The sequence below is a fragment of the Sphingobium sp. PNB genome (genome assembly GCF_019873065.1).
Lineage (GTDB): Bacteria > Pseudomonadota > Alphaproteobacteria > Sphingomonadales > Sphingomonadaceae > Sphingobium > Sphingobium fuliginis.
In genome coordinates, this window is sequence record NZ_JAINEZ010000048.1 from 1 (window position 1) to 25213 (window position 25213).

A 25213-nucleotide genomic window follows, 5' to 3' on the forward strand; every position below is an offset into this window, starting at 1 on the left:
AGCGATGCCGGTCGTCCGCGCAATACAGCCAGCCGCAGCAAATGCCCAGAGCGGGCCCGAAACCGAGCGTCGTGAATAAGAGAGGTTAACAATTGGCTTGCTGCTGACATGTTTCCTCCTTGCTCCGCATTACGGTATAGGGTGGCCTGTCATGTCAAGGTGAACAAACAATTAATACAAGGATTTCCTTAGCTAGCAGATCATCGACGATAGCCTAACCCACGGGTACTAGGGCGTAAATGATAACGCTGCGCGTGTCGTGCGGGCTATCAAAAGGAGGCGTGGTCAATATTCTCACTGACTATCGCTGGCCTTGGCAACGGCAATACATGTAGGTCAGGCGTGAATACATATTTACGCAAAACCACGAAATTAATAATAGAGGTGAGTATCATCGCCGATAGTCCTGCAAGATAGGGTGAGGACAAGATTATTGCAGAAAGCGCAAGGAAAACGAGACCAACGGCATAATTCAGCGTGTAAGATAGTATGAAACGAAACTTCGACGCGGTTAGGTCATGAAAAACGTGCCGACTATAGGTGAAATAATTGAAGGCGATCCCAGTGATGTGTCCGATGATTTGGGCCACATACATGTTTAGGCCTATCAATAGCAGCAGCGCATAAATGCCGTAGCCAAATAACGTGTTGATGACCCCCACTTTGTAATAGCGCCAGACCCGTGTCGTAGTTGAATAAAGTGGAGCTATACCCATGAATCAGTCCTCGGGCGTGAAGTTAACGCGTTCCCGCTCGATCACCAGTGGCATTCCCCGAGTCCGGTCAGAAATCAGACGAATCTGCACGCCGAGTATACCTAGGAACAGGAACAACAGCCCAAACTGAAATTCCAGCAGTGCAGCAAACATCCACATTCTGGGGTTCTGAGCCCAAGCGATCGACCATGCGGCGCCAAGCATGCTGACAAGGGTTGCCGCGAACGCGATGAAGCTGAAATAAAGTGGCGCGCGAAGCAGGCCTTTTGAGGAATAGGCAAGGCCAGACAGAGCAAAATCGAGGAGCGTAAAAAAACCATTTTTCGAGTGGCCAGCAGCGCGTGCCGGCCGCTTGAATGTAATTGTGTCGATCGCATAGCCTGTTTCTATGAGCAGCCCGCGAACGAAAGGCTCCGGTTCATTTAGCTCTCCGATAGCGCGAATGACCTTGGCATCATAAATACCAAAGCCTGTGGCGTTTGGGATAATTGGATAGTCGCCAAACTTACGTTGCAGATCATAGGATAATTTGCGCAAGCTTGAGTAGAGAGGAGAGGTTTTTTTCGTCTCGCTGACGCCCAGCACAATATCTGTCCCCGCGCGCCAACGTTGAACGAGTTCGGGGATGAGCTCGGGAGGATCCTGAAAATCGGCGGCAATGCCGATAATTCCTCGTCCCCTCGCTTGGAACAGCGCATGAGCCGGTGAACGCATCTGCCCGAAATTGCGCGTGTTGATGATTAGCCGAATGCGTGCGTCACGTGCACACAGGTTCCGGACAATAGCGGCTGTTCCGTCTGTTGAACCATTGTCGATGAAAATGATTTCGAAGCTGTCGGTAAGGGGTTCCAATTGCTTGGTCACGGCCTCCGCGATCGCCGCGGCGTTCTCCTCCTCATTGAGGCAGGGAATAACAACCGAGATTTCAGGTGTCGCGGAGGTGTTAAGCATAGGAATCCTGTGAGATGCCCAGAGTGGACGCACGTTTCAAAAAGACCGCCGTTTCATCGATTTGTTCGACGAGCGACACGCGGTCTATACCGTGCCGTTCAAGGAGGCGCTGGTAGTTTCCATCGTCGCCAAGATAGATATCTGCGGGACCGCCGCTTCGGCAGGGGCGTTCGATTGAGCAGTTCATCCGGTAAGCAATGGCAGAGGCAAGCTCACCCAGTTCAATGTCGTCCCCTCCGCTATCGAACCGGAGCACTTCATGCCGCCGCTCTAGTAGCAATGCGAATGCGAGCGACATCAATTCGCGTATCGCAACATAGCCGCGCCGTACATCATGACGGGCCTGGACGATCACCGGTCCTCCCGAAAGAGCGTCGAGGATGAAAGATGACAATGCGTAGCTTGGCAGCTTGTTGATGTGCGGGCCAGACAGATTGAAAATCCGCGCGATCACCAAGCTTTTGTCCTGACTTTCAGCCCAGGCTGCGAACGCACCTTCGTCCTCCCGCTTCAGCATGCCGTACAGCCGCATCGCGGGCTTAGCGAGCATGTCATCTGCAAATTGCGCGGCGCCGGAGGAAGCGATGAACGCTGCGTCCACGCCAATGGGATCGAGAGCATCAAGAACCGACTGCCGGATGGCGCGATTGGCGGCGCAATAATCGGCCTCCTGCATCGTTTCGGCGCGATCTTTCGTAAGAAAGGCGAAATGAAGCAGATATGTCGGCTGGTAGGGGAGGTTGGCGAGATCAGCCAACGGCCGCTGCATGATCAGTTGCGTTTCGGACAGGCGCAGTTCAGCCTGCCGCGATCCGAAACAAAACACCCGCTCCGCAAACGCATCGCCAAGCGCATTTTGTAACAGGTCCAATGTAGCGCGGCCGAGCCATCCACTGGCACCGGTCAGGACAATGCGATGCTCGCTTTGCCGCAAAGCTGCTGCTATGTGGGCGGTGAAGGTCACCTTGGCTCCGCCTTTCTAGGCGACCCCACGCGCGGAACGCAAAGGTTCCCGTTCTTCCTTCAAGAACTGGACAAGATCGGAAAACCGACTGAACTGCTCGCATTGGTCAGCACCGAACTGATCGGTTGCATATCCGTAGGTGACGAAGGCGAATCGCACACCTGTCGCCCTGGCCAGTGCATGATCGATCTCACTGTCGCCGACATAGAGGCATTCCGCTGGCGTTGTGCCCAACCCGGACATGACAAGTTCCATCAAATCGGGCGCCGGCTTGGCCATTCGATCAGGGGAACTGCCGACGATGACGGGAAAATGCGAGGTCAGCTCCAGATCGCCTATGACCTTTTCGCAAAGCTGCTGCGGCTTGTTGGAGCAGATAGCTAGCCTATATCCATGAGCCGTGAGCTGTTTTACGCCCTCAGCGACCCCTTCATACAAGGATTCAAACGGAGTCTTGTACAGCGCGTAGCGCGCGCGAAAATCGACGACCTCCTGCCGGAGATCACCACATTCCTGGGCGAGTACCCCGCCGACAAGTGCCGGTCCGCCCAGGCTTGCGAATTGCCGGATTTCGGTAAGTCCCACATGGCGGGCGCTGCCGCGCTCGCGCAGCATTTCGTTCAGAATTTCCACGAAAACGGGCGCGCTGTCGATGAGCGTGCCGTCGAGGTCAAATATGATGTTCTGTACAGGGCTCATTATTCGGGCACTCGCATGGCTTCGACCAGTTCGTCCCGAGGAAGAAACGGTGCGAGATCGTGAAGCGGCGCAGTGACCATGCTGCCGTCCTCAAGGCGTCGCGACGAAACCTTCGGAGCGAAATTCTGACCTTTGTCGATAAAGATTTCGCAGATTGCCGCACCGGGCGCCGCAAGAGTGTCAGCGATGGCACGCACCATGTCTTCATGCTCGGACGTTCGCGTGTAGGCAAAGCCGAAGGCCTGCGCCACTTTGCCGAAATCAGGGAAGGTAACCCCTGAATCAGGGCCGCAGCCGACGGAGTGACCGTCGAAATATGCCTGCTGCGTTTGCCGGATCGAGTGATAGCCGGAATTGTTGTAGAGAAAAATCTTGGCCGGGATGCCTTGACCGATGATCGTCTGCAATTCCTGCAAGTTCTGCATGATGCTTCCGTCGCCGGCAAGGCAGATAACCCGCTTCGCGGTGGGAGGCATCGCATGCCAGGCACCGATTGTGGCGGGCAAATCATAGCCCATCGAGGCCGCGCCTGAGTTGGAATAAAGGCGCTGACCCTTTTTGAGCTTAGCCGCCTGCACTGTGACGACCGCGGCGGTGGCATCAGCCATTACAATGACTTCGTCCGGCTCAAGCGCTTCGAACAAGCGTTCGGTGAAGCAATAGGGATTTACGACCCCTTGCGTCTGCCAATATTCAGGGAGAACGGCGGGATAGCGCTGGCGTCTTGCCATGGCCCAGTCGACATAGGCGCGATGGGCGGAAGGCGCCTCATATCCGTCAAGCGCCTTGATCATGGCGGGGACGAAGGTCCGCAGATCGGCATGAATGGGCATGTCGATCGATATGGTCGGCTTGAACAGTTCGGGCGCATCGACATCGACCATGATCTTCTTCGCGTCCGGGGCGAAGCCGGCATAGTTGTAGCTGATCTGGCGGATATTGAGGCGACAGCCCAGAACCAGCAGCAGATCGCTGCATTGGACAGCGAAGTTGCCGGATCGGTCACCGACGGTTCCGGGGCGTCCGACATAGAGCGGGTGATCGTCAGGAACGAGATCCTGGGCATTCCAGGCTGGAGCGACGGCGATACCCAGTTTGTCGGCCAGTTCAAGGAAGGGTTCATACACGCCAGCGATGCGAATGCCGGTGCCCGGCATCAAGACCGGGCGACGTGCCTCGCGAATGGCGGAAACGACCTGCTGTGCGGCACGATCCAGATCGGCGTCCGTTAGCCAGCCATATTCACCAGGAACGGCAAATTTGTGCCCATAGCCTTCCGCCCCGGGATCAAAACCGCGCAACTGCGCCGGATCAATCAGCGCCGATTGAATATCAATGGGAATGTCGAGCCATACCGGGCCGGGGCGACCGCTCTGGGCAAGCCAAAGCGCCTTTTCCAGCAGGTAGCGGATGTCGAGGGGGCTTGATACCGTGACCGCGAATTTGGTGATGGACTTCACCATGTCGGTGATATCAGCCTCCTGATCGCCCAGCTGGCGCACGAGGACCGTGGCATTATGCCGCAGCGTTTCCCGTTTCACCTGTCCTGACAGCACGATCATAGGAATGGAATCGGTATAGGCGCCATGGACGCCGTTCAGCGCATTGATGCCGCCGGGCCCAGTGGTCACATTGACCGCCGCCATCCGCCCAGAAAGGCGAGCATAGCTTTCAGCGGCCATGGCCGCCGCCTGCTCATGATGGCAACAGACATAATGCAACCCTTCAGCGCGACCGAGCGCGTCGTTGAGATGCATGGCGCCGCCCCCGGTCAGCATGAAGACATGGCGCACGCCATGCTCGGCGATGCGACGAGCCACATAATCCGCCAGCCGCATTCGGACATTGGCCGCGTTGCTCGGCTCTTGTCGCACTTCGAACTCGCTTGATCGCCCCATATCGTTCATCTCAGGAAGCGATCGCGGTGCGCGCGGTCGAGGTGTCGAGCCCGCGATCCAGAATCAGGGATAGTAGCGCCGGATCACGAAGCGCCGGCGCATCCACGCTCTGCACGTCAAGCGGGGCGTTGGCCACGATGGGAGCAGTGAGGCGCTCGCCCCCGACAAATTCTCGGGTGGAGAGCTGCCCCTTGAGCAGAGGAACGGCGAAAAACACGTCATCAGCCGTCAGTATTTCCCCGGCGGAAAGATCGCGCTTCGCGTAAACGCCCCGCACCAGTGCATCGAGGTAACGGCGCTCGCCCTCCGGTACGGCCCGCCGTTCAGCGGAACCGCCGCCGCACATTTCCTGCGCCTTCTTCATGGCGCGGAACCAGATATTGGCCTGTTCGGGCTTGGTGCAATAGGGGCTGACGGGCACGCCTTCATAGTCGATGTCGATATGACGCTCGAAGGTGCGGGCACCCTTGCCATAGGCGATCAGAGTGGAATCCCACCAGTCGCGATATTCATGGGTCGAATATCCGATCACGATGCCGGGATAGCGTGCCTTCAGGAAGTCGATCTGATCGAGTTCGAGGTCGCCGTCTTCGGAGGGATAAAGCGACACGCAATGATTGAGCGCGAACGGAATGTTGCGCGAGGTGAAAAAGGCGACGAGTTCGTCGATATGTTCGAGGCTGGCACCGCCGGTCGAGGCGATGACGGGCAGTCCGGTCGACGCCATCTTCTGCAACAGGGTCTTGTCGCGAACGTCCGAGCTGGCAATCTTGAGGATTTCCACGCCGAACTCGACGCACTTATCGACGGAAACTTCATCGAACGGCGTGACCATCGTGACCATGCCACAGTCGCGCACGGTCTCCACCATCAGTCGCAGATTTTCCCATGGCATCTGTGTATCGAGCGTCTTCTTGATATAGCGGATATCGGCCCGGTCACGGAAATCAGGATGGACAAAATTGTCGACGTCGCGGAACTGCAGCTTGATCGCGGCGTGGACATTGTTGAATTTCACCACGCGCGAGAAATCGCGGATGATCTTCAGGCCACGCTCAAGCTTGCCCCAGTGATTATTGGCCAGTTCAAGTACGAACAGGTCGCTGAAAATGGACTCAGTCACGAAAATTCCCCCGCCCCAAGCGGCCGCTGTCACAGTCGCAAGGCTTAGTTATTAACATAATTCCTTAAAAAAGCCTCTATGGTTTCCGCCACATATTCCAGGTGGAGTTCACCCAGTCCGGGATAAAGGCCGATCCAAAAGGTGCTTTCGGTCACGAAATTCGCATTGTCGAGAGAGCCGACGACGCGATAATTGCGCCCGCGCATATAGGGCTGGCGGATGAGATTGCCACCGAACAGGAGCCGCGTACCAACGCGGTGCGCATCAAGGTGTCGCACCAGCTCATCGCGCGTAAAAGGCGCGCTCTGACGGATGGTGATCGGGTATCCGAACCAGGAAGGCTCGCTATCCGGCGTGGCTTCCGGCAGGATGAATGCGTCTTCGAAAGGCTTCAGAAGCTGTGTCAGCAAATCGAAATTGCGCCGCCGGGCCGTTATGAAACCCTCAAGGCGGTCAAGCTGGGCCAGGCCGACGGCCGCCTGCATGTCGGTAATCTTCAGATTATAACCGCAATGGCTGTAGGTATATTTATGATCATAGCCCATCGGCAGATCACCGAGCTTGCGGCAGAAGCGCTTGCCGCATGTATTGTCCATACCCGGGGCGCACCAGCAATCCCGTCCCCAATCGCGCATCGATTCGATAACGCGCTTGAGCCGTGGCTTGTCCGTGAAGACCGCTCCCCCTTCGCCCATGGTGATGTGATGGGCGGGATAGAAACTCAACGTTCCGATGTCGCCGAAAGTGCCGACATTCTGCCCGCCATAGGTGGCGCCGAGCGCATCGCAGCAATCCTCGACGACCCAGAGATCATATTTCTCCGCGACCCGCATCACCTCTCCCAGATCGAAGGGATTGCCGAGCGTGTGGGCGATCATGATGGCGCGGGTCCGGTCGGACACCGCAGCCTCGATCGCGTCGGGCTTGATATTATAGGTCGGGATATCGACGTCGACGAATACCGGAACCAGCCCATATTGCAGTGCCGGGTTTACGGTGGTCGGAAAACCGGTTGCGACTGTAATCACCTCGTCGCCGGGTTTGAGCGCATCTCCCCTGAGATAGTGAGAGCACAGCGATGACAATGCCAACAGATTGGCCGAGGAACCGGAATTGGTCGTCAGCGCATGCTGGACACCGATGCGTGCCGCAAGCTTTTCCTCGAACGCGGCGTTGAAGCGGCCGGTCGTCAGCCAGAAATCCAGCGATGAGTCGACGAGAGCCTGCATGTCTTCCGCACCATAAACCTTGCCGGAAACCGGCACAGGGCTTTCGCCGGGGACGAAGGTCTGCGGGGCATGGTGGCGGCGGGCATATTCCCCAACGAGATCAAGGATAAGATGGCGCAGTTGCGCCTCATCCGACTGTTCGGCCAAGGCCTGCAGTTGCGAAGCTCCAGGTATATCGTTCACGCCCATTGGTCCTCGCTCGTCCGCACAGTTCCGCGCGCCATATATTCTTCAATCTGAAGCAGGCTGATTTCGCGGGCATCTCCCCCGCGCGCCACGTCCTTATGCCAATCCACTATTTTGGTTAATGCTTCGTTTAGGCTAAGTTTCGGCTTCCAGCCTAGTTCGTTGCGCGCTTTGCTCGAATCCAATTTCAGCATGGCCGCTTCATGCGGTTGAGGAGTGGAGGGTTGGTCCCATCCATTTGACGAACCCCAAACGGCAAGCATCCGCTCGACGATCCAACTCACAGGGCGGGCATCATCGTCGGAAGGACCGAAATTCCAGGCTGTCGCCATATCGTCGCGGCCCTCGATCAGCCGAGTTCCGATCGCGAGATAGCCGGACAATGCCTCCAGGACATGTTGCCAGGGCCGGATCGAGGCAGGATTACGGATCATCGGTCGTTCCCCCGCGCCTAGTGCGCGGATGATGTCCGGGATAAGGCGATCCTCCGCCCAGTCGCCGCCGCCGATCACGTTGCCGGCGCGTGCAGAGGCAATCTTTGGCCCGTCAGGGTAAGAGCGCCGATACGCTGCGATAGCGAGTTCCGCAGCTCCCTTGCTGCTGCTGTACGGATCGTAGCCGCCCATCGGATCATTTTCGCGATACGGCCAAACCCATTCGCGATTCTCATAGCATTTGTCTGTCGTGACACAAATTACGGCCCGGACGCTATCGCTGGTGCGGCAGGCTTCCAGTACATGCACCGTGCCCATAACGTTGGTCGCGTAGGTTTCTACCGGATTGGCGTATGAATAGCGGACCAGAGGCTGAGCAGCGAGGTGAAACACGATCTCCGGACGTGCAGCTTCGACCACTTTCGAGACCGTATGCATGTCGCGAATGTCGCCTTCGACATGGTTCACGAGATCGCGAAGATGCGTTTGTTCGAAGAAGCTGGGTCGGGTAGGTGGTGGCAGCGACAAACCCGTGACATGGGCTCCCAACCGATGCAGCCAAAGCGAAAGCCATCCGCCCTTGAAGCCCGTATGGCCGGTGACGAGTATGCGCCGACCGTTCCAAAAGGAGGCGGTCACCATCTTTTCCAAGGCGCACCCTGTTCCCAGAGCGATTCCAGATAGAGTTTGTCGCGAAGCGTATCCATCGGATGCCAGAAGCCATCATGACGATAAGCGACCAGTTCCCCGGTCGCCGCAAGATGCTCGAGCGGCTTTTGCTCCCAAATGGTTTCGGGGCCGTCGATCAGGTCGATCACCGACCTGTCCGCAACGAAAAAGCCGCCGTTGATCAGGCCGCCGTCTCCAGCCGGTTTTTCGCGGAAACTGCGCACCAGTTCGCCGTCAAACTCAATGGCTCCAAAGCGGCCCGGGGGCGCGACCGCAGTGATCGTCGCTCTCTTCCCATGACTGCGATGGAATGCGACGAGACTGGAGATATCGATATCGGCGACACCATCCCCATAGGTGAAGCAGAAAGGCTCCCCCTCAGTAAGATGGTTGGCTATACCCTTTAACCGCCCACCGGTCTGTGTGTCAGCCCCGGTGTCGACCAATGTGATCCGCCAGGGCTCGCTCCAGTTCTGATGGACCTCGACACTGTTCTTCTTCAGGTCGATGGTTACGTCGGCGGTATGAAGGAAATAATTCGCGAAATACTCCTTTATCATATAGCCCTTGTACCCGAGGCAGACGATAAAGTCGGTCACGCCTGCGGCCGAATAGATTTTCATGATGTGCCAGATGATCGGCATCCCGCCGATTTCGACCATTGGTTTGGGACGGATGGACGTTTCCTCGCCCAGCCGAGTGCCCAACCCTCCGGCAAGAATGACTGCTTGCATCAACCTACCCCCAGCGACGTCATGTTAGCGTCGGCCCCGCTATTTCTTAGCCACACATACAGATCATCACCACCAAAATTCATCATCTCGCGTCCCAGGGTGTTCGAAGGTCGGAGTGATCGCTTAGAATCGTCTTGCTTGCCAAGGGCGGTCCCAGCATCGCGCAGTCTCATGGCTCAAAATGGTTGAAGGCTGCGGCCTGATCACGCCAGGCACGTCATCGAGCGCGGCGAAATATGTTGCTCTGCTGGAACTCTGCCGCAGGTAAGCGACCTGATATATGGATGTCGCCATGTTGCAATGGACCTGCGGCGAAGGCTTGTTCATCGCAGCCCGTGCGATTTCGACCATCCCCGTCACTGACCCCAGCAACAGCATGCCCGCCATGATGATCGCGGGTCGACGGAATGTGCGGTCAGTGGCCGCGCGATCAAAGGCCCGGGATATCTGGACCGCCAGGATAGCAAGCGCCGGGATGGAGGTCCGCATCGTAAAATCCGTCCCTTCGCCCAGTTGCACGAAGGGCATGAGCAGGAGGCAAGCCGCTACCAGCAGCAAGGTCGCTCGCTCGCCGGTACTCGGACTACCGATCAACGCGGCTCCTGCAACAAAGGGTATGACCTCGAGCAATTCAAACAGCATGTAGGGAAGGGGCGGGAGAGATATGATTCGCAGACCGACCTCGCCGCTGCCTGCTCCGAGATAGAGTATGGCGGGTAGGGTGAGAAGTGTGGTGATTGCTGGGAGCAGGACATCATTGACCCGGAGTTCACGTTTCCACAGGGTCACGATCCCGGCATACGCGGCAAAGGGAAGGATGCCCATAACGGCAAGTGGAGACATCAGCATCAGCAGCGGCACAGGCGCATACATCTGTCCGAGCGAAATCCGCTTCTCCCGCCACAGAAGAAACAGCACTGCACCCAACCAGCCGGACAGCGCGTGCATCGGAACCCAGAATGCCTGCGTGATGTGCGAAGAATATTGGGTTATCCCCCACTGCTCGATATGGTCTGGGAAAGGATGCCCATTCGCATGCCATTGGAGCCACTGGCCGATAACATCCATGCCGCTGAAGAAGATAACGATTACTAGAGCCCGAGCGCGTGCACGCGACGTCGTGAACAGCATCGATCCAAGGCCAAAGATCAGCGTGAGAAAAAGGCTGTTCTGGATGAGCAGAGCCAGATCGGCTGTTGCGAGACCGAACGCCTTGGCTGCGACTGCCGGGAGAAGGTACATGCCGAGCGGTGCACGCAGGAGTTCGATATGGTTATCGAACCGATAGGCGAACGGCCAGGGATAGACGGCGAGGTCGCGTAAGACAGAATCACGTACCTGCCAGTCGGGGCTGGCGTAGAAAAAGCGGCCTTCGCCACCAAGAACGAAGATAGCGAGCGCGACCAAAGCCAGGAGAAACATCCTCCGCCAGGCGGGGGATTGGCTAGCCTCCATGTCCGCATGACTGTGCGATAGCTGCTGCATACTTGTCATGGACCAGGACATAAATCCGGCAAGCAGAATGCCGATTACATAGAGCCAGTTTGGGAAAATCCCCAAAAATCGCCAAAGTAGAAGATTTTGGAATCCTAAAATCGTTATAATAATCGAAAGCATAAACCCTGGGCCGATCCGCCTTGAGCGGTTCTGCAAGGTAAGCAGTGTCAGAAGGCCTTCTGTACCGCTCTTCCAAGGGGAAGAGCGATCCCTAGCAATTGCGCCGACCCCGCCCGTTGAATGCCCTGTCATAGGCTTATGTGTCCCCCATCCGTGGCTCATCGCCAATACAGCGCAACTCCCATTTGCGCAGCAAATGATTTATAATCAACTTCGTGCAAGTAAATGCCAAAGTGTTTGCGTAGAGAGCATGATTTCTGTCCGATATCATTCCACCCCCCCCGCCAGAGCCACGCGCGAGACAAACCAGAATTACTGGCGGGCCACCGCGCGTCTGCCAGTAGTCTGGTGATGGGTCCTGCTTCTGGCTCTGCGCCTCGCATCGCGGCATAAGCTGCCGCGCGCCAGCAATAATTTGCCATCCTAGGGGGCAATGGACGCGCCGCTTCGCGCGATAACAGCGTACGCTGGCCATTATTGTTCTTCCATGCCGCAACGGGGGATCGGGACAGAAACGGCGCTTCGTCGGTGTGGCCTTGTCGGCACTGTGTTTCGCGGCCATTTGCTCGCCAGTGATGGCGCAAGATGAAGGAAAGAGCGCGTTGACCTTGTCGGGCGGCTTTGACCTTATCGAAACGCGGATGGGGAAGGGGGACGATGCCTTTCTTCTCGACGGCACCTTTTCCTACGGCGGTGCGACCGATCAGGTCATGCTGGTGACCCAGGGCGGCGGAGCGCTGGGCGGTGACACGCCCCGAAGAGGAGACCCGGATCGGCAAGGGCGGGACCCTGGCGGGACAGCTCTCGCGGCTCGACCTGGTGGTGCTCGATGAGCTTGGATATCTGCCGTTCGCGCGCTCTGGTGGCCAGTTGCCGTTCCACCTGATCAGCAAGCTTTACGAACGCACCAGCGTTGTCATCATGACCAACCTCGCCTTCGGCGAATGGCCTACCGTGTCCGGGGATCCCAAGATGACCACCGCCTTGCTCGACCGGGTCCCCCATCGCCGCGATATCGTCGAGACCGGCAACGACAGCTGGCGCTTCAAAAACCGCAGTTAACCGCCACTCTCACCAGCTTCAGAACCGACTTGCGCTGGTGCGCCTCCAGCTGGGCTACGCCCGACCTCCGCCGCACCCAGCGCAGGACGCCACCCACAACCCTCCGCTCAATCCTAATGAGGGGGGCTCTTCGACGCCAATACGGGGTCCCGTTTGCACACGGTTACGTAATTGCTGCCGTTGTTTCCATCGGACTGTGGCGGCTTCAAAATGAGATAGGTCATCATAACGAAGGAGCATCGCCATGAAGCAATATGTCGGGCTGGACGTGTCGCAAAAGGAAACGTCGATTTGCATCCTTGACGAGGCTGGGCGACCCATACACCAGGGTCGGGTGAAATCCGATCCGGGCGAGCTGGCGGCCGTCATCGCCAAGAAGGCACCCAATGCCGAACGCGTGGGTCTCGAGACGGGCGCCATGTCGAGCTGGCTCTGGCATGAACTGAAGCGCACCGGTTTGCCGATCGTGTGCATCGATGCGCGTCACGCCCACGCAGCCCTGGCCGTTCGCATGAACAAGAGCGACGAAAATGATGCCCGTGGCCTGGCGGAACTCGTCCGGGTCGGATGGTACCGGGAGGTTGCCGTCAAAAGCGAGGAAAGTCAGGCTGCTCGATCCATCCTCGTCTGTCGGTCCCGATTGGTACGCATCCGACGCGATCTCGAAAACCAGATGCGTTCCATGCTGAAGGAATGCGGCCTGCTCTTTCCGCGCGCTGCCGGCGGACAGTTCCAACGACGGGTCGATGATCTCATCACCGATGGCCATGCTCTTGGCCCCATCCTTCGTCCGCTACTATCCGTGCATAAGCAGACCTGCGGCGAGCTGGAAAAGATCGATCGGACCATTCGGCAACTTGCTCGAACGGATGAAACAACGCGGCGACTGATGACCGTGCCAGGCATTGGCGTCGTTACGGCCCTGACATATCGTCACACGATCGACGACCCGACCCGCTTCCAGAATGCGGCAAAGATCGGCGCTTATCTCGGGCTCACGCCCCGCCGAAAGCAATCGGGTGAAATGGACGTAACGGGAAAAATATCGCGATGGGGCGACAGGTTGTTGCGCGCCTATCTGTTCGAGGCGGCCAGCGTTCTGCTCCATCGAACCAAGCGGTGGTGCTCGCTCAAGGCGTGGGGGCTGCGGCTTGCCAAACGCAGCGGCATGAAGAAGGCGCAGGTTGCCGTCGCCCGAAAGCTCGCCATCATCCTCCATTGCATCTGGGTGGACGGAACCGAGTTCGTATGGGGAAAGCAGCCTGCCTGATTGTCATATCCACTCCGAGATCGCGGGTCTGATATCAGATCTGCGTTGATCCACCGGGACGGTGGTTGCGGTGACCTCGTTCAAACGGCTGCGGACTTACGGGACCGCGTTGCGCACGTTGAGGCACCCGACCCGGACATCATCATGAGGCCATGACCTCGAAAAGGACCATGACCCCGGTTCGGATCAACATGCAGGCTTGGCAGATACCCGCAATTAAAGGACAGCATGAAGCTGCCCGCCGCCTCGGCGAAGACGGCACGTCGGGTCACGCGGCCGTGATGCGGTTCCCCGCCCCATCGACGACCTGCTCGCCGTCCTCCTTTGCGAAGGCTCCGCGCTGCGCATCCGGCAGGATGTCGAGCACTGCCTCGGACGGCCGGCAGAGCCTTACGCCGAGCGGCGTCACCACCAGCGGACGATTGATGAGAATGGGGTGCACCATCATCGCGTCGATCAAGGTTTCATCGGATAATGTATCGTCACCCAGGCCGAGGTCGGCATAAGGCGTGCCTTTCTCGCGCAGGAGTGCACGCGGCGTCATGCCGGCCCGCTCGATCATTTCGATGAGCAGTGCGCGCGACGGCGGTGTCCTCAGATATTCGACGACATGCGGCTCGACCCCCGAATTGCGGATCAGCGCCAGCGTGTTCCGCGAAGTTCCGCAGCCGGGATTGTGATAGATGACGATGGTGGTCACGGGCGCCCGGTCCTTCAGCAACGGGTGAGGTCGGCGAGCAGCGGCTCGCAGAGTTCGGCGCGGCCCTGACAGCAATCCTTGGCGAGAAAGATCATGAGGCCGCGAAGCGTGTCGATATTGGCGCGCTGAATCTGATGCCGGCCGCGCTTGTCGGCGCTGACGAGGCCAGCCTTCGCCAGAACAGCGAGATGGGTGGAAAGGGTGCTTTGGCTCAGGCCGCTGGCTTCGACGAGCGCCCCCGTGGACAGACCGTCGGGCTCATGCCGGACGAGCAGGCGAAAGGCATCGAACCGCGTGGAGTGTGCGAGCGCCGCAAGAGCTTTGAGAGCGAGGTTCGGATCCATGCATCGGATTTATCCGATGGGTTTTCATCTGACAATATGCATCGACATTTCCCGATAGATTAGAGCGATCACCATCGTCTTGCCGTCTATGGAAGACTTGGCGGCCCTTCCCATTGCATCGATGCGGATTTCTTGAGCCGTTGCCGCAACCAGGTGAGGCCGGGTGCCTGATGGTGTTGCATCATCTCCCGCATGTTCGGCAATGGGATAGGGGGGCTCGAAGATGTCGAGAGGCAACGCCCCAGCCATGACGCACGCCAGTCTTTCGTGCGGTCGAGCAGACCAAGCCGGCCTGTTCATGAATCACAATACTATCTAATTTGGCGTCGAATCGCTTGCCCCACGCTGCGCTGAGGGAGGGGCAGCCTTGCACCATGGCGGAATGAATATGCGAATGAAATTTGGCGCCCCGGTCGATTTGCGCGCCATCGTCCCTACGCCGGATATAAGCACATGAGCGACCCGGACATCTCGCGCCTCACTGACAAGCAGAAAGAATGCCTTCGCTTGGTCGCCCAGAATCTCAACACCAAGCAGATCGCCAGGCAGATCGGCAAATCAGATCATGCGGTGAACCAGCGGGTGCGCCAGGCATTGCGCGCGCTGGGGGTTGCCGATCGTTTCGAAGCCGCCCGCATCCTCTCTGAGGTGGAGGGACGGCAGACATATCAGCCATTGATATATCAACCGGAAGAGGTTGCCCTCGCCCCGCAAATGTCGATTGTTGGGGGGCAGGAGATGCCGGTCGAACATCAAGCGCTGCGCATCCCTCCGCTGGGAGGCCGAGACAATGATCTAGATGCGTTGCAACGCATGAAGTGGATCCTGAGCCTGGCGCTCATGATCGGCGGAACGGTTGCCGCGCTTGTCGCGGCCGGCCTGTGGATCATGTCTTTCTTTTCATAGCGGTCGCGCGTTCAGACAATCCGACTTTCAAGACGACGCTCGTCGTCCAAGGAGATCCCATGTCCAAAGCTGACAGCCCCATGCCGCTTAGCAAAAATGCCGCCCAGACGGTGGTCACCGACCTGAACATGGCTTACGCCAAGCTCGACGATTTACTCGCCCACACGCTCCGGGCCAGCGCGAACATGATCGAAGTGGGGCGGTCCATGGGACTTGATCCTCTAAGCGGGCAGAAGATTTTTTCCGACCTTACACGCTGTACAAACGCCATATTGCAAAGCCGCCAGAGCCTGGTCGAGGCGCATAGCAAGGCGCACCGCATCCGCAAGCGCTCCGAGGTCGCCGACGAGAATCTTTTTGGCTGCCCCCGGGAGAAAATGCAGAGCGGCAAGGCGGGCGTGCCGTCGCTGTTCGGCGATATGCCCGGCAGTGCCGCCGCCTGAGAGGCCGCCTATCTCGGGGAAGTCGAATGGATCTGTCCGCCGCCTTCAATGCAGCTCTGATCTGCATAGCGCTTTATGTCTGGCTCCAAGGTGGCTGGGCAGGAAAAGCAGGTGCCTTGCTCGTCATGCTGGCGAGCGTGCTCACCTATATCGGAATGGGTGGCCACCATCCATTCGGCAAGCCCAACCCTCTGGTGTTCAGCGGCGACCTGCTGCTGCTGATCGGGTTCATCTATCTCGCGCTGACCTCGTCACGATGGTGGCCGATCTGGGCAGCGGCCTTCCAGTTCAATGGCGTCTGTTCGCACCTGGTTGCCTGGGCAGCGCCCAAGCTGGTTTCCAAGGTCTACTACAGCATGACCACCGCCTGGGGCATTCCCATCCTGATCGTCATGGCCGTCGGCGTGCTGATGGATCAACGTGCCTCGAGAAGGCGCGAAAATGGGGGGATTCAAGGATGACCGCCATGTTCGGCCAACGCGCAGCACTGCTCCGCCCCACGGATCTGAAGGCGATCGAAAACGATCTTGCCCGTCTCAGCGAAACCATCCGATCGCTGACGGGACCCTCCGAAATCCTTGTCGATGCCGGGGGGCAGGAAACCTCTTCTTCGATGGATGACGTGGCGGAGAAGCGTCTTGGCTCCCTGGCGCGGCGTTTGTTGCGGGAAAGCGATGCTCGGCAGGCGGTGTTACCGTTCGGCATCACCGTCGATCCGGCCTGGCATATGCTGCTGGACCTTTTCGCCGCCGAAACAGAGGGGAAGGCCATTTCAGTGAGCAGCGCCTGCATCGCTTCGGGAGCGCCGCATACGACGGCGCTGCGCTATCTCAATCAGCTGTGCGAGAAGGGGGCCGTGATCCGGGCGCCGGATACCGTGGATGGCCGCCGGATGCATATTCATCTGGCGGAGGAGTTCCGCTCTCGAATACGCGACTATCTCGTTCTGGTGGCCGAGGGGCGGGAGGAGCATCAAACCCCGTAATAGCTGCCAGTTTGAGTGACCAATATGAACCCATCTCTCAGCAAGTCTTTGATTCCTTATGAGACATGGTCAAAGATAAGCGCTATCCTTCATTTATCCCGAGCCAAGAAGCCACAGGGTCGCGTTCCCGCCTCTTCGTGCCTCCCTCCACGAAGAGGCGGGACAATTGTCATCAGGGCCAACCGATTTGCATTTTGGCGGGCAATCCATCTGCCATGCCGCCACTGGCATGACTTTGTTCATGAAGGTCGTTCCGGATAGATATTACGGCACTCGCGCGATAAGGAGCCATTTCGTCGCTGGCATGCGTATATGCTGGCGAGGTAAGGGCCAGGGTGGCAATTTAGGATTATGCCGGTGGACGCATAGCGCCGCGTCCAAAGCCATTCCATCTGCGCGATGGACGACTCGGTCAGAAAGGCGCAATATCATTGCTCTTCTCCCCCTTTGGAAGAAGTCTTGGCCCCGCCTCTGTCCCCCTACTGAGGCGGGGCCATTTTCAGTAGCTGTCAGTTGCGTCGGCGGCGGCCGCAAAGTTGCTCATCCGTGGGCGACACCATCGCCAGCCCCGCCTCGAAAGTGCTCACAGCGGGCATCTTTTTTCGAACCGTCGCTGCTTGGTCGAAAATGGACGGTCTGCTCGCCCTCCAACCCTTACTAGCCGGTGCGGCATGCCAGGCAGAGCGTGTCCGATCAATCAAGCGGCCAAATCCCGAAAATCTTCCGAAATCCGGTGTGATTTCGGTGCATTCTATCAAGTGCAAGATGCAATGAAGAATGATGGAAACCCGCTTCCACCTCTTTGCATTGAGGTCCGTTGAAACATGTCACCCCAGGTCGAGCGCATTCATAGTGACGAGCGTCTTCCGTCTGAGGCTGACGTCGTCATCGTTGGCGGCGGCATCCTCGGCTCTACAGCGACCTATTATCTAGCGAAGCGCGGCCTCTCTGTGGCGCTCCTCGAGAAGGGCCACGTCGCTTGCGAACAGTCGAGCAGAAATTGGGGTTGGTGCCGCCAGCAGAACCGCGACCGGCGCGAATTGCCGCTCTCCGTGCTCTCCGTGCGACTGTGGGACGAACTCACGCGCGAAATCAATCGAGACCTAGGCTTCCGACGGTGCGGCCTTGTCTATGCGACTCATGACGAGGCCGTGCTCGCCGGTTGGGAAAAGTGGCGCGAGATCGCCCGGGAATACGATGTCCATACCCAGGTGCTGAGCCGGGCGGAAGTGGCCGAGCGCGTCCCCGAAGCGCGCGGCAAGTGGGTCGGCGGGACCTATTCGGAACAAGACGGCAAGGCCGAGCCTGCCCTTGCCGCGCCGGCTATTGCCGAGGGGGCCAGGGCTTTGGGCGCGACGATCCACCAGGAATGCGCGGCGCGGGCAATCGAGCTTGCCAACGGAAAGATTGCGGGCGTGCACACGGAGAAGGGCTACATCAAGGCCAGCGCCGTGCTGTGTGCCGCTGGCGCCTGGTCCTCTCGATTCCTTAGGCCGCTCGGGATCAGCTTCCCTCAGGCGAGCATCCGACAGACCGCGCTACGTTCCACCCCGACGATCAACATATGCGAGGCGGTCTCCACACCCTACTGCACGATCACGCGCCGACTGGACGGCAGCTATACGCTTGCGATCAGTGGCAAGGCGAACCTCGAAATCACGCCGCAGGCTATCCGTTACAGCCGTGAATTCATGCCGCAATTCTTCCGTCGCCTGAAGAATGTCAGGCTTGGCATCGGCCGATCGTTCGTTTCGGGGCCGGATTCAATGCAAGCCCTGCTGACAGGCGACGATCGGATTTTCGAACAGAATCGCGTGCTGGATCCTCCGCCTTTGAAATGGCTGGTGAGCCAGGTGGTGGAGAGTGTACGGAAGACCCTCCCCCAACTCGGCCAAATCGAGATTGATAGCGCCTGGGGTGGCTTCGTCGATTGCACGCCGGACGCAGTGCCTGTCGTATCGAAGGTGGACGGGATGGATGGCCTTGTCCTCGCGGCGGGCTGCTCCGGGCATGGATTTGGATTGGGTCCGGGTCTCGGCTATCTGGCTGCAGAGCTTGTCGCGAACGACACGCCTAGCGTGGATCCCGTACCGTTCCGGCTGTCCCGACTGGTCGATGGATCGAAGCTGAACATCGCGGCGATCTGACTGCCGGGTCTGAAGTCAGGCCGGCGCCCACAGGCGAACTCAGTAGACAGGCAGAGAGGCGAGAGGGGCCGCCCCGTGCCCGCTCCGTCAGGTCTGTCGCTTATTGGTAGCGGGCGCCCCGCCTATGACAGGATCCAGCGGTGGCCCCACCACCTTGGATCAATGGCCGCGGGATCGGTCTATCACGCCGATGAGCGGTTCGTTTCGTTGATCTCGACGAATGTTGTCGAGCAGGATCGGTGCGGCCGTCTCCGGTTGGGTCATGCTCGCCACATGCGGTGTTACAGACACCCGCGGGTGCGCCCACAGCGGATGTTCGGGCGGGAGCGGCTCGGTTTCAGTGACATCAAGGATGGCCCTGCTTAAATGACCGCTGTCCAAGGCAGCCAGAAGGTCGGCTTCGACCAGATGAGGCCCCCGTCCGACGTTAATGATAGATGCACCATGAGGCAGGGCAGAAAATGTCTTGCTGTTCAATATACCCACGGTGCTTGGCTTGAGTGGCAGCAGGCACACAAGAACGTCGCATCTACTCAGGAACTCGTTGAATTGTTCGGCCCCCGCATAGCTATCAACACCGATAATCGCGCGCGGGGACCGGTTCCAGCCCCGGAGGCGAAAACCCTAGCTGCGCAGCCTTTCGAGTACCGCGCGGCCCAGAACCCCCATTCCCATCACCCCAATGGTACGGGAAGAAGCCGGTGGAACCTCGAGCGGGTTCCATTCTCGCGATGCTTGGGCCTCGACATAGTCGAAAAAATCACGGTGAACCGCGAGAACCGCGAGACTCACATATTCGACCATGCCGTCGATGATGCCCGGTTCGACCATGCGGACGAGGGGGACGTGATCAGGCACCGCGGAAAGATCGACATGATCGACGCCGGCGCCCGACGAGAACAAGACCTTCAGCCGCGGCAAGGATGTCAGGAACTCACGCGGCGCCTGCCAGGCAATCAGATACTCGATCTCATCAAGGTTTCCAGCATCCGGCCAGACGCGAAAGTCGAGGTCGGGAGCATGCTTGGCGAAAAACTGGGACCAAGCTGCGGCGCGAGGCGCGTCGGAGCGATAGAGGATCGCCATTTACCATCCCCCCACCCAGCCGTCGAACAGCCCGTCGGGGAGTGAATCCTTTTCGGCACCGCGCAGGAAGTCGAAGTCGCAGCCACGATGGGCTTGCTCGATGTGGCGACTATATAGCGAGCGATAGCCGCGGTTATGGCGAGGCTGTGGTGCCTGCCATTGGGCACGTCGACGCTCGAGCTCGTCGCTGTCCACCAGCAGATCGAGCCTCCGTTCTGCAAGATTGAATTCGATCATGTCCCCGTCGCGAACCAGCGCCAGCGGCCCACCGACTGCCGCTTCGGGAGAGACGTGCAATATGGCGGCCCCATAAGCCGTGCCGCTCATCCGAGCATCGGATATGCGCAACATGTCCCGTACGCCTTGCGCCAGGAGATGGCGGGGCAGCGGCAGCATGCCCCATTCCGGCATGGCCGCACCCACGGGGCCGGCGTTACGCAGGATTAGTATGCTGTTCTCGTCAATGCCGAGCGCGTGATCGTCGATCCGATCGGCGATCGTCTGAACGTCTTGGAAAACGACGGCCCGGCCACGGTGATTGAGCAGCCGGGCTTCCGCGGCGCAGACCTTCATAACGGCGCCATCGGGAGCAAGATTGCCCCGCACAACCGCTAGAGTTTCTCCGATCCGAACGGGCTTGTCGAGTGAACGGATAACGTCTTCGTCGAGTATTTCGGCCGCCGAAACGACATCGCCGATCGTTTGACCGCTAACGCTGCGGGCGTCCAAATGGAGCAGGGGAGCGAGCCTCTTAAGTAATGCCGGCACCCCGCCCGCAGCCATTAATCGCTCGGTCAGATGCTCGCCGGCCGGCTGAACATTGGCAATCAGCGGCACCCGGCGGCCAATCTCATCGAAACGTTCGAGCGAGAGGTCCACACCGGCGCGCCCGGCAAGCGCCAGAAGGTGGATGATCGCGTTCGTCGATCCGCCCACGGCGCAGAGCAATGTGATCGCATTGTCGAATGCGCGCCCGTCAAGTAGTGTGCGCCCGGCTTCGGCAGCATTTGCGAGGATTACGCTGCGGCGCCCCACCTCCCGCGCAAAGTGGTTGCGGCGCCGGTCGACTGCAGGCACAAGACTGCTGCCCGGCAGGGAGATCCCCAGTGCCTCGGAAATGACCGCCATCGACGATGCAGTGCCCATTTCGGCACAATGTCCGACCGTTCCCATGACATTGCGCTCAAAATCGGCGAACTCCCCTTCCGCAAACTCCCCAGCGCGCAACTTGTCGACCATTCGCCAAACGCCGGTGGCATTGGCGAGATTCCCGCCCGTCGCCGAGCGCGGCGTCGCGGGGCCACTCGCGAGAAAGATAAACGGCACGCCTGCACTTACCGCTCCCATGATGAGCGCCGGCTGTGTCTTATCGCATCCGCCCAGCAGGACTACCGCATCAAAGGGATAGGCGCGAACGCATTCTTCCACTTCCATGGCCAGAAGGTTGCGAAACGGAAACGAGGTGGGCTTGATGATGTTTTCGCTGAGCGACATCAGCGGCGTCTCGAATGGGATTCCGCCTGCCTCTATGATCCCGGTCCGCACATCTTCTGCAAGGACGCGGAGGTTCATGTTGCATGGATTGATGTCGGACCAGGTATTGAGGATCCCGACGACCGGACGCTCCATCAGGTCCTGACGGCTCCAGCCGGCAGCCGCAAGCGTGGAGCGGTGAATGAAGCCCGGCAAATCGTCCTTGCGGAACCAGCGTGCGCTGCGCAGCGCCTTTTTGTCATTTGACTTCGTGGCATCTTTGTCATCGTCAAGCATCCGCGCCTCGTCTCAAAACTCCCTGACATGATCTTACTATGCTACAAGGCACGTTTATTGCCTGTTTCGTGGTTAAAAACGGCTACAAGTCTGCACACTTCGCCTTTGATCGGAATCTTCTTCTGCTTGGCTGAACCAGTATTGGGCCAGCGGGGCCGTCGCGTTCTCGCGGTGCGGAACGAACAACGGGAAGGATTTCCAATGAGCCAATTTAGACCCAAATACATCACATTCGATTGTTATGGCACCCTGACCAATTACGAAATGGGGCCGATGGGTCGTCAGCTGTTTGCCGATCGTATTGCCTCGGAGCAGATGGAGGCCTTTCTCGCGGACTTTAAAGCATACCGGCTCGACGAAGTTCTTGGCGACTGGAAGCCATTGCATGAGGTAGTCCGGAACTCCGTCGAACGTCTCTGCCGGAAGTGGAGCGTGGAATTTCGCGAGGCGGACGCATCCAAAATCTATAATAGCATTCCAACCTGGGTCCTCATCCCGATGTCCCCGAGGGCCTAGCCAAGGTCGCCAAGGAAATCCCCCTGGTGATTCTTTCCAACGCGGATAACGCACAGATACATGATAACGTCGCCAAGCTCGGCGCTCCGTTCGCCCATGTCTTCACGGCAGAGGATGCGCAGGCGTACAAGCCGCGGCTGCAGGCTTTCGAATATATGTTCGACCAGCTCGGGTGCTCCCCCGAAGAAGCCATGCACGTATCTTCCAGTTTTCGGTATGATCACATGTCCGCCTGTGATTTGGGTTACGGTGCGCGCGTGTTCGTCGCGCGCGGACATGAGCCTAGCCTACCTCATTATGCGACCCACCAAATCGCGGATATCGGCGGTCTTGCCGGCGTGATAGGTCTCTGAGTAGAACCGGCAGGGTCGGCGGTCCTGCCGGTACGCTTCTCGTTGGTTGGCCTGGTGAGGCACAGCTGATGGCGCTGGAGTATCGAGGTGAATAGGAATCTGGGGGTTCGCAAAGTTTAGGGAATATGATCTGTAATTTGCAGCGCCAGGCGGCGTGAATCCCTTGAGGGTTTCATGGACCTGTCAGCACCCCAGAGAATGGCGAGTGGATTTTCATGGTATGAGTGAAAAAGTGGAGCTGGTCTCCGTCGCCTGCCCCACATTATTCTTTGATGTTACCTGATCCGCTTCAGTTCAGCTTGTTGATGGATTCGCGCATGTGGTCGACGCTGACGCTGGAGTAGCGCTGGACCATGCGCAGCGATTTCCAGCCGCCCATGTTCATGATGGTGATGAGGTCGATCCCGGCCATGACGCAGTGCGATGCCCAGTGGTGGCGCCAGTCGTGGACGGTGTCCAGCCATCTCTCGAACTTCAAGAGCCGATCGGTATCTTTGCCGAACCTCGCACTTCCTGGACCAGCGCCAGCGTGTTGAGCCTTGCGAGGAGTGTTCCCGACCACCGCTCGCCCAGAAGTTCCGGCGCCGTAGCTGGCCAAGTGTCCAACGCACGTTCCACCGTCGCCTTGACCTCGCGAACGACCCACTTGGGGTCCACCCGCAGAAAGCTCGCCACTCGTTCGAATCGGTGGAGGTTGACAGTGTCGAAGCTGTGGGTGCGTACGAACCGTAGAGCGAGCGTGTCGCGCGGCTGAAAAAGGACAGTCGGAACAATGTCGTAGGCTGGTGACAAGCGGACCTGCCCCGGTTCAGGGAAACGGAAGGACCAGTTCTTGAGGTGATTATCGCCGTTGCCGATCAGCACGTCCGCGACAATGCGGCGGATTGCCTCGAGGATGTCGGCGCGGCGGTCAGTACTGAAGCGGCTGATCATGTTGATGACGGTTTCGGTGGTGGCCATGGTATATTTGCGATCCCCGATCGCTCCGATGACCTGCCCGGCGTCCTCAATGTGAATGCGCGTGTCGTCGGCTGCGCGATCGAACCGATCGACCACCAATACCTGCTCGCCGTGTTCGAGCATTTCGTCGGGTATACCCGCGACGGCGGCGCGCGGCATCAGCCGACAAGGCGCTGTCTCGACGCCGATCATGCCCGCCAGCGTCATTGCGCCATGCTCAGCTTCCGGAAGCCCGCGATAGGTATCGCTTGCTACCTTGATGATGCAGCGGCCGGTGTCGCCCCGGGCGGGAAGTGTAAGCCGTTCGCCGTCGATATTGGCGGTGAATTTGAGTTGGACTCCGGCGAGTGAGAATTTGACCACACCCTTGGGTTCGGCCGCCTTGAAGCCTTTTATAGATATCAGATCGAGAGGGCCGGCGGAGGCTGGTGTGTCGGTTTCGGCTGTAACCAGCACGGCGCCGGGAAGGTCGGCGCCCAGCCGGGTGAGCACGTCGAACTGGTCATGATCCCCGGGACCCATTTCGGTGAGCACCAGTTCGCGAAGCGCGCCTTCGGGAAGCAACCCGGCAAACCAGGGCGGGATCGAGCCGTGCAGGCCAATCTTGTCGCCACGAGCGGAAAGCCGGTCGCGGGTGCCTGCGTCAGACGTCGGATCATACCAGCCAAGGCTGAGTACGGGCCGTGCCGTGTCGCGGAGATAGGATTCGGACACTGTGAAGGCGACCGCGCCGTCGGCATCGCGCGTGAGCGTTCCTACCTTCACTGGCCCAAGCTTCGCATCAAGCAGGTGAACGCCGAGGATCGCCGAAGCCTTCCCCATCTAGTGGTTCTCCTCTTCGTCCTCATCGAGATCGACGAACAACTCCTCGAACGTCGAGCGCACCGGGCGGTTGAAGTCGATGCCGCGCGCGCCTTCGACCTGATCACGGACTGTGCTAGCCTGGGCGCGTGGCACGAGGACGGGCACCAGATCCAGCGCGTCGCAGATCTCGGCGAATAGGGTCAGGCGGTCGCGACCCCGGCGGCCGCCGATCAGATCACGTTCGAGTTCAGAGATACGCGCGCGATCACGACCAAGCCGCAGGGCCAATCCAAGTTGACTCATGGAGCGTCTGCCGCGCCACTGACGCAATTGATCCCCCAGGATAGAAAAAATATCCATTTGCATGCGGAATTCCGCTCTAAAATATATACTATGCGGAATATCGCTACAGGAAAAATTTCGAAGATCAAGCGGAATTCCGCTCTAAGTGTTCGAAGATAGCGGTATCCCGCTCTCATATTCCCCCCGAAACTTTGTCGAGATGCATCAGGCCGCCGCAACAGGCGTGGGGACCTGGCTTCACACCCGCAACTGGTATCGACCGCGAGGCAGGCTACAATCCATGCCGCCATCAGTCGCTCGCTCAACCACTGAACAACCTCTCGAGGCGCTTTCTCTGATTGCGC

Annotated in this window: 26 protein-coding genes and 2 pseudogenes; 9 read left to right on the plus strand and 19 right to left on the minus strand. The window is 58.8% G+C overall.

The annotated features are described in order from the left end of the window. Window positions 1-269: 269 nt before the first annotated feature. From K7W03_RS16180 to K7W03_RS16225, 10 genes are all read right to left on the minus strand, one after another. The gene (locus K7W03_RS16180; RefSeq protein ID WP_222886808.1) at window positions 270-716 is read right to left on the minus strand and encodes a GtrA family protein; all 447 of its coding nucleotides are present in this window, start codon (window positions 714-716) and stop codon (window positions 270-272) included. A 3-nt stretch (window positions 717-719) separates the two neighbouring features. Next, window positions 720-1667: a glycosyltransferase family 2 protein gene (locus K7W03_RS16185; RefSeq protein ID WP_222886809.1), complete on the minus strand. Its 948-nt coding sequence runs from the start codon at window positions 1665-1667 to the stop codon at window positions 720-722. Then, a complete protein-coding gene (locus K7W03_RS16190; RefSeq protein ID WP_222886810.1) occupies window positions 1660-2631 on the minus strand; it encodes an NAD-dependent epimerase/dehydratase family protein in 972 nt (323 codons plus the stop codon). The genes K7W03_RS16185 and K7W03_RS16190 overlap by 8 nt, the downstream gene beginning before the upstream one ends. Before the next feature lie 15 nt (window positions 2632-2646). Continuing rightward, entirely contained in the window at window positions 2647-3330 is a 684-nt protein-coding gene (locus K7W03_RS16195) for an HAD family hydrolase (protein WP_222886811.1), read from the minus strand. Then, the gene (locus tag K7W03_RS16200; RefSeq protein ID WP_226870219.1) at window positions 3330-5237 is read right to left on the minus strand and encodes a thiamine pyrophosphate-binding protein; all 1908 of its coding nucleotides are present in this window, start codon (window positions 5235-5237) and stop codon (window positions 3330-3332) included. The genes K7W03_RS16195 and K7W03_RS16200 overlap by 1 nt, the downstream gene beginning before the upstream one ends. Window position 5238: 1 nt before the next feature. Further along, window positions 5239-6351 (minus strand): N-acetylneuraminate synthase family protein, encoded by a 1113-nt coding sequence (locus K7W03_RS16205; protein WP_222886812.1) that lies wholly within the window; start codon window positions 6349-6351, stop codon window positions 5239-5241. Window positions 6352-6395: 44 nt separating this feature from the next. Then, window positions 6396-7763: a lipopolysaccharide biosynthesis protein RfbH gene (gene rfbH, locus K7W03_RS16210; protein ID WP_319024322.1), complete on the minus strand. Its 1368-nt coding sequence runs from the start codon at window positions 7761-7763 to the stop codon at window positions 6396-6398. Beyond that, window positions 7760-8842, minus strand: coding sequence for a CDP-glucose 4,6-dehydratase (gene rfbG / locus K7W03_RS16215; RefSeq protein ID WP_130029839.1), 1083 nt, complete (start codon window positions 8840-8842; stop codon window positions 7760-7762). The genes rfbH and rfbG overlap by 4 nt, the downstream gene beginning before the upstream one ends. Next, window positions 8836-9603: a glucose-1-phosphate cytidylyltransferase gene (gene rfbF, locus K7W03_RS16220; RefSeq protein WP_044660256.1), complete on the minus strand. Its 768-nt coding sequence runs from the start codon at window positions 9601-9603 to the stop codon at window positions 8836-8838. The genes rfbG and rfbF overlap by 7 nt, the downstream gene beginning before the upstream one ends. A 123-nt stretch (window positions 9604-9726) precedes the next feature. Beyond that, the gene (locus tag K7W03_RS16225) at window positions 9727-11025 is read right to left on the minus strand and encodes a hypothetical protein (protein ID WP_222886814.1); all 1299 of its coding nucleotides are present in this window, start codon (window positions 11023-11025) and stop codon (window positions 9727-9729) included. A gap of 939 nt (window positions 11026-11964) precedes the next feature. Between K7W03_RS16225 and K7W03_RS16230 the strand changes: the two are divergent. Together K7W03_RS16230 and K7W03_RS16235 are read left to right on the plus strand one after the other, a co-directional pair. Further along, window positions 11965-12282: pseudogene (locus K7W03_RS16230) on the plus strand (ATP-binding protein); the annotation flags it as partial. Between the two features lie 244 nt (window positions 12283-12526). Continuing rightward, complete coding sequence (locus K7W03_RS16235) at window positions 12527-13552, plus strand: IS110 family transposase (RefSeq protein WP_222886815.1); 1026 nt, start codon at window positions 12527-12529, stop codon at window positions 13550-13552. A 268-nt stretch (window positions 13553-13820) separates the two neighbouring features. On the opposite strand, the gene arsC is transcribed toward K7W03_RS16235, so the two are convergent. The 3 genes from arsC to K7W03_RS16250 are packed head-to-tail and all read right to left on the minus strand — an operon-like array spanning window position 13821 to window position 14845. Next, window positions 13821-14252: an arsenate reductase (glutaredoxin) gene (gene arsC, locus K7W03_RS16240; RefSeq protein WP_222886816.1), complete on the minus strand. Its 432-nt coding sequence runs from the start codon at window positions 14250-14252 to the stop codon at window positions 13821-13823. A 14-nt stretch (window positions 14253-14266) separates the two neighbouring features. Continuing rightward, window positions 14267-14596 carry an ArsR/SmtB family transcription factor gene (locus K7W03_RS16245; RefSeq protein WP_222886817.1) on the minus strand — a complete coding sequence of 110 codons (330 nt, stop codon included), beginning with the start codon at window positions 14594-14596 and terminating at the stop codon, window positions 14267-14269. A gap of 24 nt (window positions 14597-14620) precedes the next feature. Next, window positions 14621-14845, minus strand: a complete 225-nt coding sequence (locus K7W03_RS16250) for a hypothetical protein (RefSeq protein WP_130029771.1) — start codon at window positions 14843-14845, stop codon at window positions 14621-14623. Window positions 14846-15049: 204 nt separating this feature from the next. Between K7W03_RS16250 and K7W03_RS16255 the strand changes: the two genes are divergently transcribed. From K7W03_RS16255 to K7W03_RS16275, 5 genes are all read left to right on the plus strand, one after another. After that, a complete protein-coding gene (locus K7W03_RS16255; protein ID WP_103000664.1) occupies window positions 15050-15502 on the plus strand; it encodes a helix-turn-helix domain-containing protein in 453 nt (150 codons plus the stop codon). Beyond that, window positions 15478-15945, plus strand: a complete 468-nt coding sequence (locus K7W03_RS16260; protein WP_148564759.1) for a hypothetical protein — start codon at window positions 15478-15480, stop codon at window positions 15943-15945. Before K7W03_RS16255 ends, K7W03_RS16260 begins: the two co-directional genes overlap by 25 nt. Window positions 15946-15971: 26 nt before the next feature. After that, a complete protein-coding gene (locus tag K7W03_RS16265; RefSeq protein WP_222886818.1) occupies window positions 15972-16406 on the plus strand; it encodes a hypothetical protein in 435 nt (144 codons plus the stop codon). A 5-nt stretch (window positions 16407-16411) separates the two neighbouring features. After that, a complete protein-coding gene (locus tag K7W03_RS16270; protein ID WP_146032588.1) occupies window positions 16412-16930 on the plus strand; it encodes a hypothetical protein in 519 nt (172 codons plus the stop codon). Between the two features lie 824 nt (window positions 16931-17754). Continuing rightward, window positions 17755-19077, plus strand: coding sequence for an NAD(P)/FAD-dependent oxidoreductase (locus K7W03_RS16275; RefSeq protein ID WP_222886819.1), 1323 nt, complete (start codon window positions 17755-17757; stop codon window positions 19075-19077). Between the two features lie 159 nt (window positions 19078-19236). On the opposite strand, the pseudogene K7W03_RS16280 reads toward K7W03_RS16275, so the two are convergent. From K7W03_RS16280 to K7W03_RS16290, 3 genes and pseudogenes are all read right to left on the minus strand, one after another. Next, a pseudogene (locus tag K7W03_RS16280) lies at window positions 19237-19686 on the minus strand (NAD(P)-dependent oxidoreductase); the annotation flags it as partial. A gap of 15 nt (window positions 19687-19701) precedes the next feature. Then, on the minus strand, window positions 19702-20163 hold the full coding sequence (locus K7W03_RS16285; RefSeq protein ID WP_222886820.1) for a hypothetical protein: 462 nt from the start codon (window positions 20161-20163) through the stop codon (window positions 19702-19704). Then, a complete protein-coding gene (locus K7W03_RS16290; RefSeq protein WP_222886821.1) occupies window positions 20164-21933 on the minus strand; it encodes a dihydroxy-acid dehydratase in 1770 nt (589 codons plus the stop codon). A 201-nt stretch (window positions 21934-22134) separates the two neighbouring features. On the opposite strand from K7W03_RS16290, the gene K7W03_RS27880 reads away from it, so the two are divergent. Further along, complete coding sequence (locus K7W03_RS27880) at window positions 22135-22449, plus strand: hypothetical protein (RefSeq protein WP_226870221.1); 315 nt, start codon at window positions 22135-22137, stop codon at window positions 22447-22449. Between the two features lie 23 nt (window positions 22450-22472). Continuing rightward, on the plus strand, window positions 22473-22802 hold the full coding sequence (locus tag K7W03_RS27885; protein WP_264319082.1) for an HAD hydrolase-like protein: 330 nt from the start codon (window positions 22473-22475) through the stop codon (window positions 22800-22802). Window positions 22803-23091: 289 nt separating this feature from the next. On the opposite strand, the gene K7W03_RS16300 is transcribed toward K7W03_RS27885, so the two are convergent. Genes K7W03_RS16300 through K7W03_RS16310 form a run of 3 tightly spaced genes read right to left on the minus strand, consistent with a single transcriptional unit; the run spans window position 23092 to window position 24932 of the window. Next, a complete protein-coding gene (locus K7W03_RS16300; RefSeq protein WP_226870222.1) occupies window positions 23092-23280 on the minus strand; it encodes a tyrosine-type recombinase/integrase in 189 nt (62 codons plus the stop codon). Continuing rightward, the gene (locus K7W03_RS16305; protein ID WP_025551780.1) at window positions 23277-24584 is read right to left on the minus strand and encodes a type II toxin-antitoxin system HipA family toxin; all 1308 of its coding nucleotides are present in this window, start codon (window positions 24582-24584) and stop codon (window positions 23277-23279) included. Before K7W03_RS16305 ends, K7W03_RS16300 begins: the two co-directional genes overlap by 4 nt. Then, window positions 24585-24932, minus strand: a complete 348-nt coding sequence (locus K7W03_RS16310; RefSeq protein ID WP_222886822.1) for a helix-turn-helix domain-containing protein — start codon at window positions 24930-24932, stop codon at window positions 24585-24587. It lies immediately after the preceding gene. Window positions 24933-25213: the final 281 nt, after the last annotated feature.

Bases quoted from the DNA above. Each gene is read 5' to 3' on its own strand.
- K7W03_RS16200 (WP_226870219.1), bottom strand. From the start codon at position 5,237: ATGAACGATATGGGGCGATCAAGCGAGTTCGAAGTGCGACAAGAGCCG.
- K7W03_RS16225 (WP_222886814.1), bottom strand. From the start codon at position 11,025: ATGTTTCTCCTGGCTTTGGTCGCGCTCGCTATCTTCGTTCTTGGTGGC.
- rfbF (WP_044660256.1), bottom strand. From the start codon at position 9,603: ATGCAAGCAGTCATTCTTGCCGGAGGGTTGGGCACTCGGCTGGGCGAG.
- K7W03_RS16250 (WP_130029771.1), bottom strand. From the start codon at position 14,845: ATGGCTGGGGCGTTGCCTCTCGACATCTTCGAGCCCCCCTATCCCATT.
- K7W03_RS16310 (WP_222886822.1), bottom strand. From the start codon at position 24,932: ATGCAAATGGATATTTTTTCTATCCTGGGGGATCAATTGCGTCAGTGG.
- K7W03_RS16255 (WP_103000664.1), top strand. From the start codon at position 15,050: ATGAGCGACCCGGACATCTCGCGCCTCACTGACAAGCAGAAAGAATGC.
- rfbG (WP_130029839.1), bottom strand. From the start codon at position 8,842: ATGGTGACCGCCTCCTTTTGGAACGGTCGGCGCATACTCGTCACCGGC.
- K7W03_RS16285 (WP_222886820.1), bottom strand. From the start codon at position 20,163: ATGGCGATCCTCTATCGCTCCGACGCGCCTCGCGCCGCAGCTTGGTCC.
- K7W03_RS16180 (WP_222886808.1), bottom strand. From the start codon at position 716: ATGGGTATAGCTCCACTTTATTCAACTACGACACGGGTCTGGCGCTAT.
- K7W03_RS16275 (WP_222886819.1), top strand. From the start codon at position 17,755: ATGTCACCCCAGGTCGAGCGCATTCATAGTGACGAGCGTCTTCCGTCT.
- K7W03_RS27880 (WP_226870221.1), top strand. From the start codon at position 22,135: ATGAGCCAATTTAGACCCAAATACATCACATTCGATTGTTATGGCACC.
- K7W03_RS16245 (WP_222886817.1), bottom strand. From the start codon at position 14,596: ATGGATCCGAACCTCGCTCTCAAAGCTCTTGCGGCGCTCGCACACTCC.
- K7W03_RS16195 (WP_222886811.1), bottom strand. From the start codon at position 3,330: ATGAGCCCTGTACAGAACATCATATTTGACCTCGACGGCACGCTCATC.
- K7W03_RS16270 (WP_146032588.1), top strand. From the start codon at position 16,412: ATGTTCGGCCAACGCGCAGCACTGCTCCGCCCCACGGATCTGAAGGCG.
- K7W03_RS16290 (WP_222886821.1), bottom strand. From the start codon at position 21,933: ATGCTTGACGATGACAAAGATGCCACGAAGTCAAATGACAAAAAGGCG.
- K7W03_RS16305 (WP_025551780.1), bottom strand. From the start codon at position 24,584: ATGGGGAAGGCTTCGGCGATCCTCGGCGTTCACCTGCTTGATGCGAAG.
- K7W03_RS16185 (WP_222886809.1), bottom strand. From the start codon at position 1,667: ATGCTTAACACCTCCGCGACACCTGAAATCTCGGTTGTTATTCCCTGC.
- K7W03_RS16265 (WP_222886818.1), top strand. From the start codon at position 15,972: ATGGATCTGTCCGCCGCCTTCAATGCAGCTCTGATCTGCATAGCGCTT.
- K7W03_RS16235 (WP_222886815.1), top strand. From the start codon at position 12,527: ATGAAGCAATATGTCGGGCTGGACGTGTCGCAAAAGGAAACGTCGATT.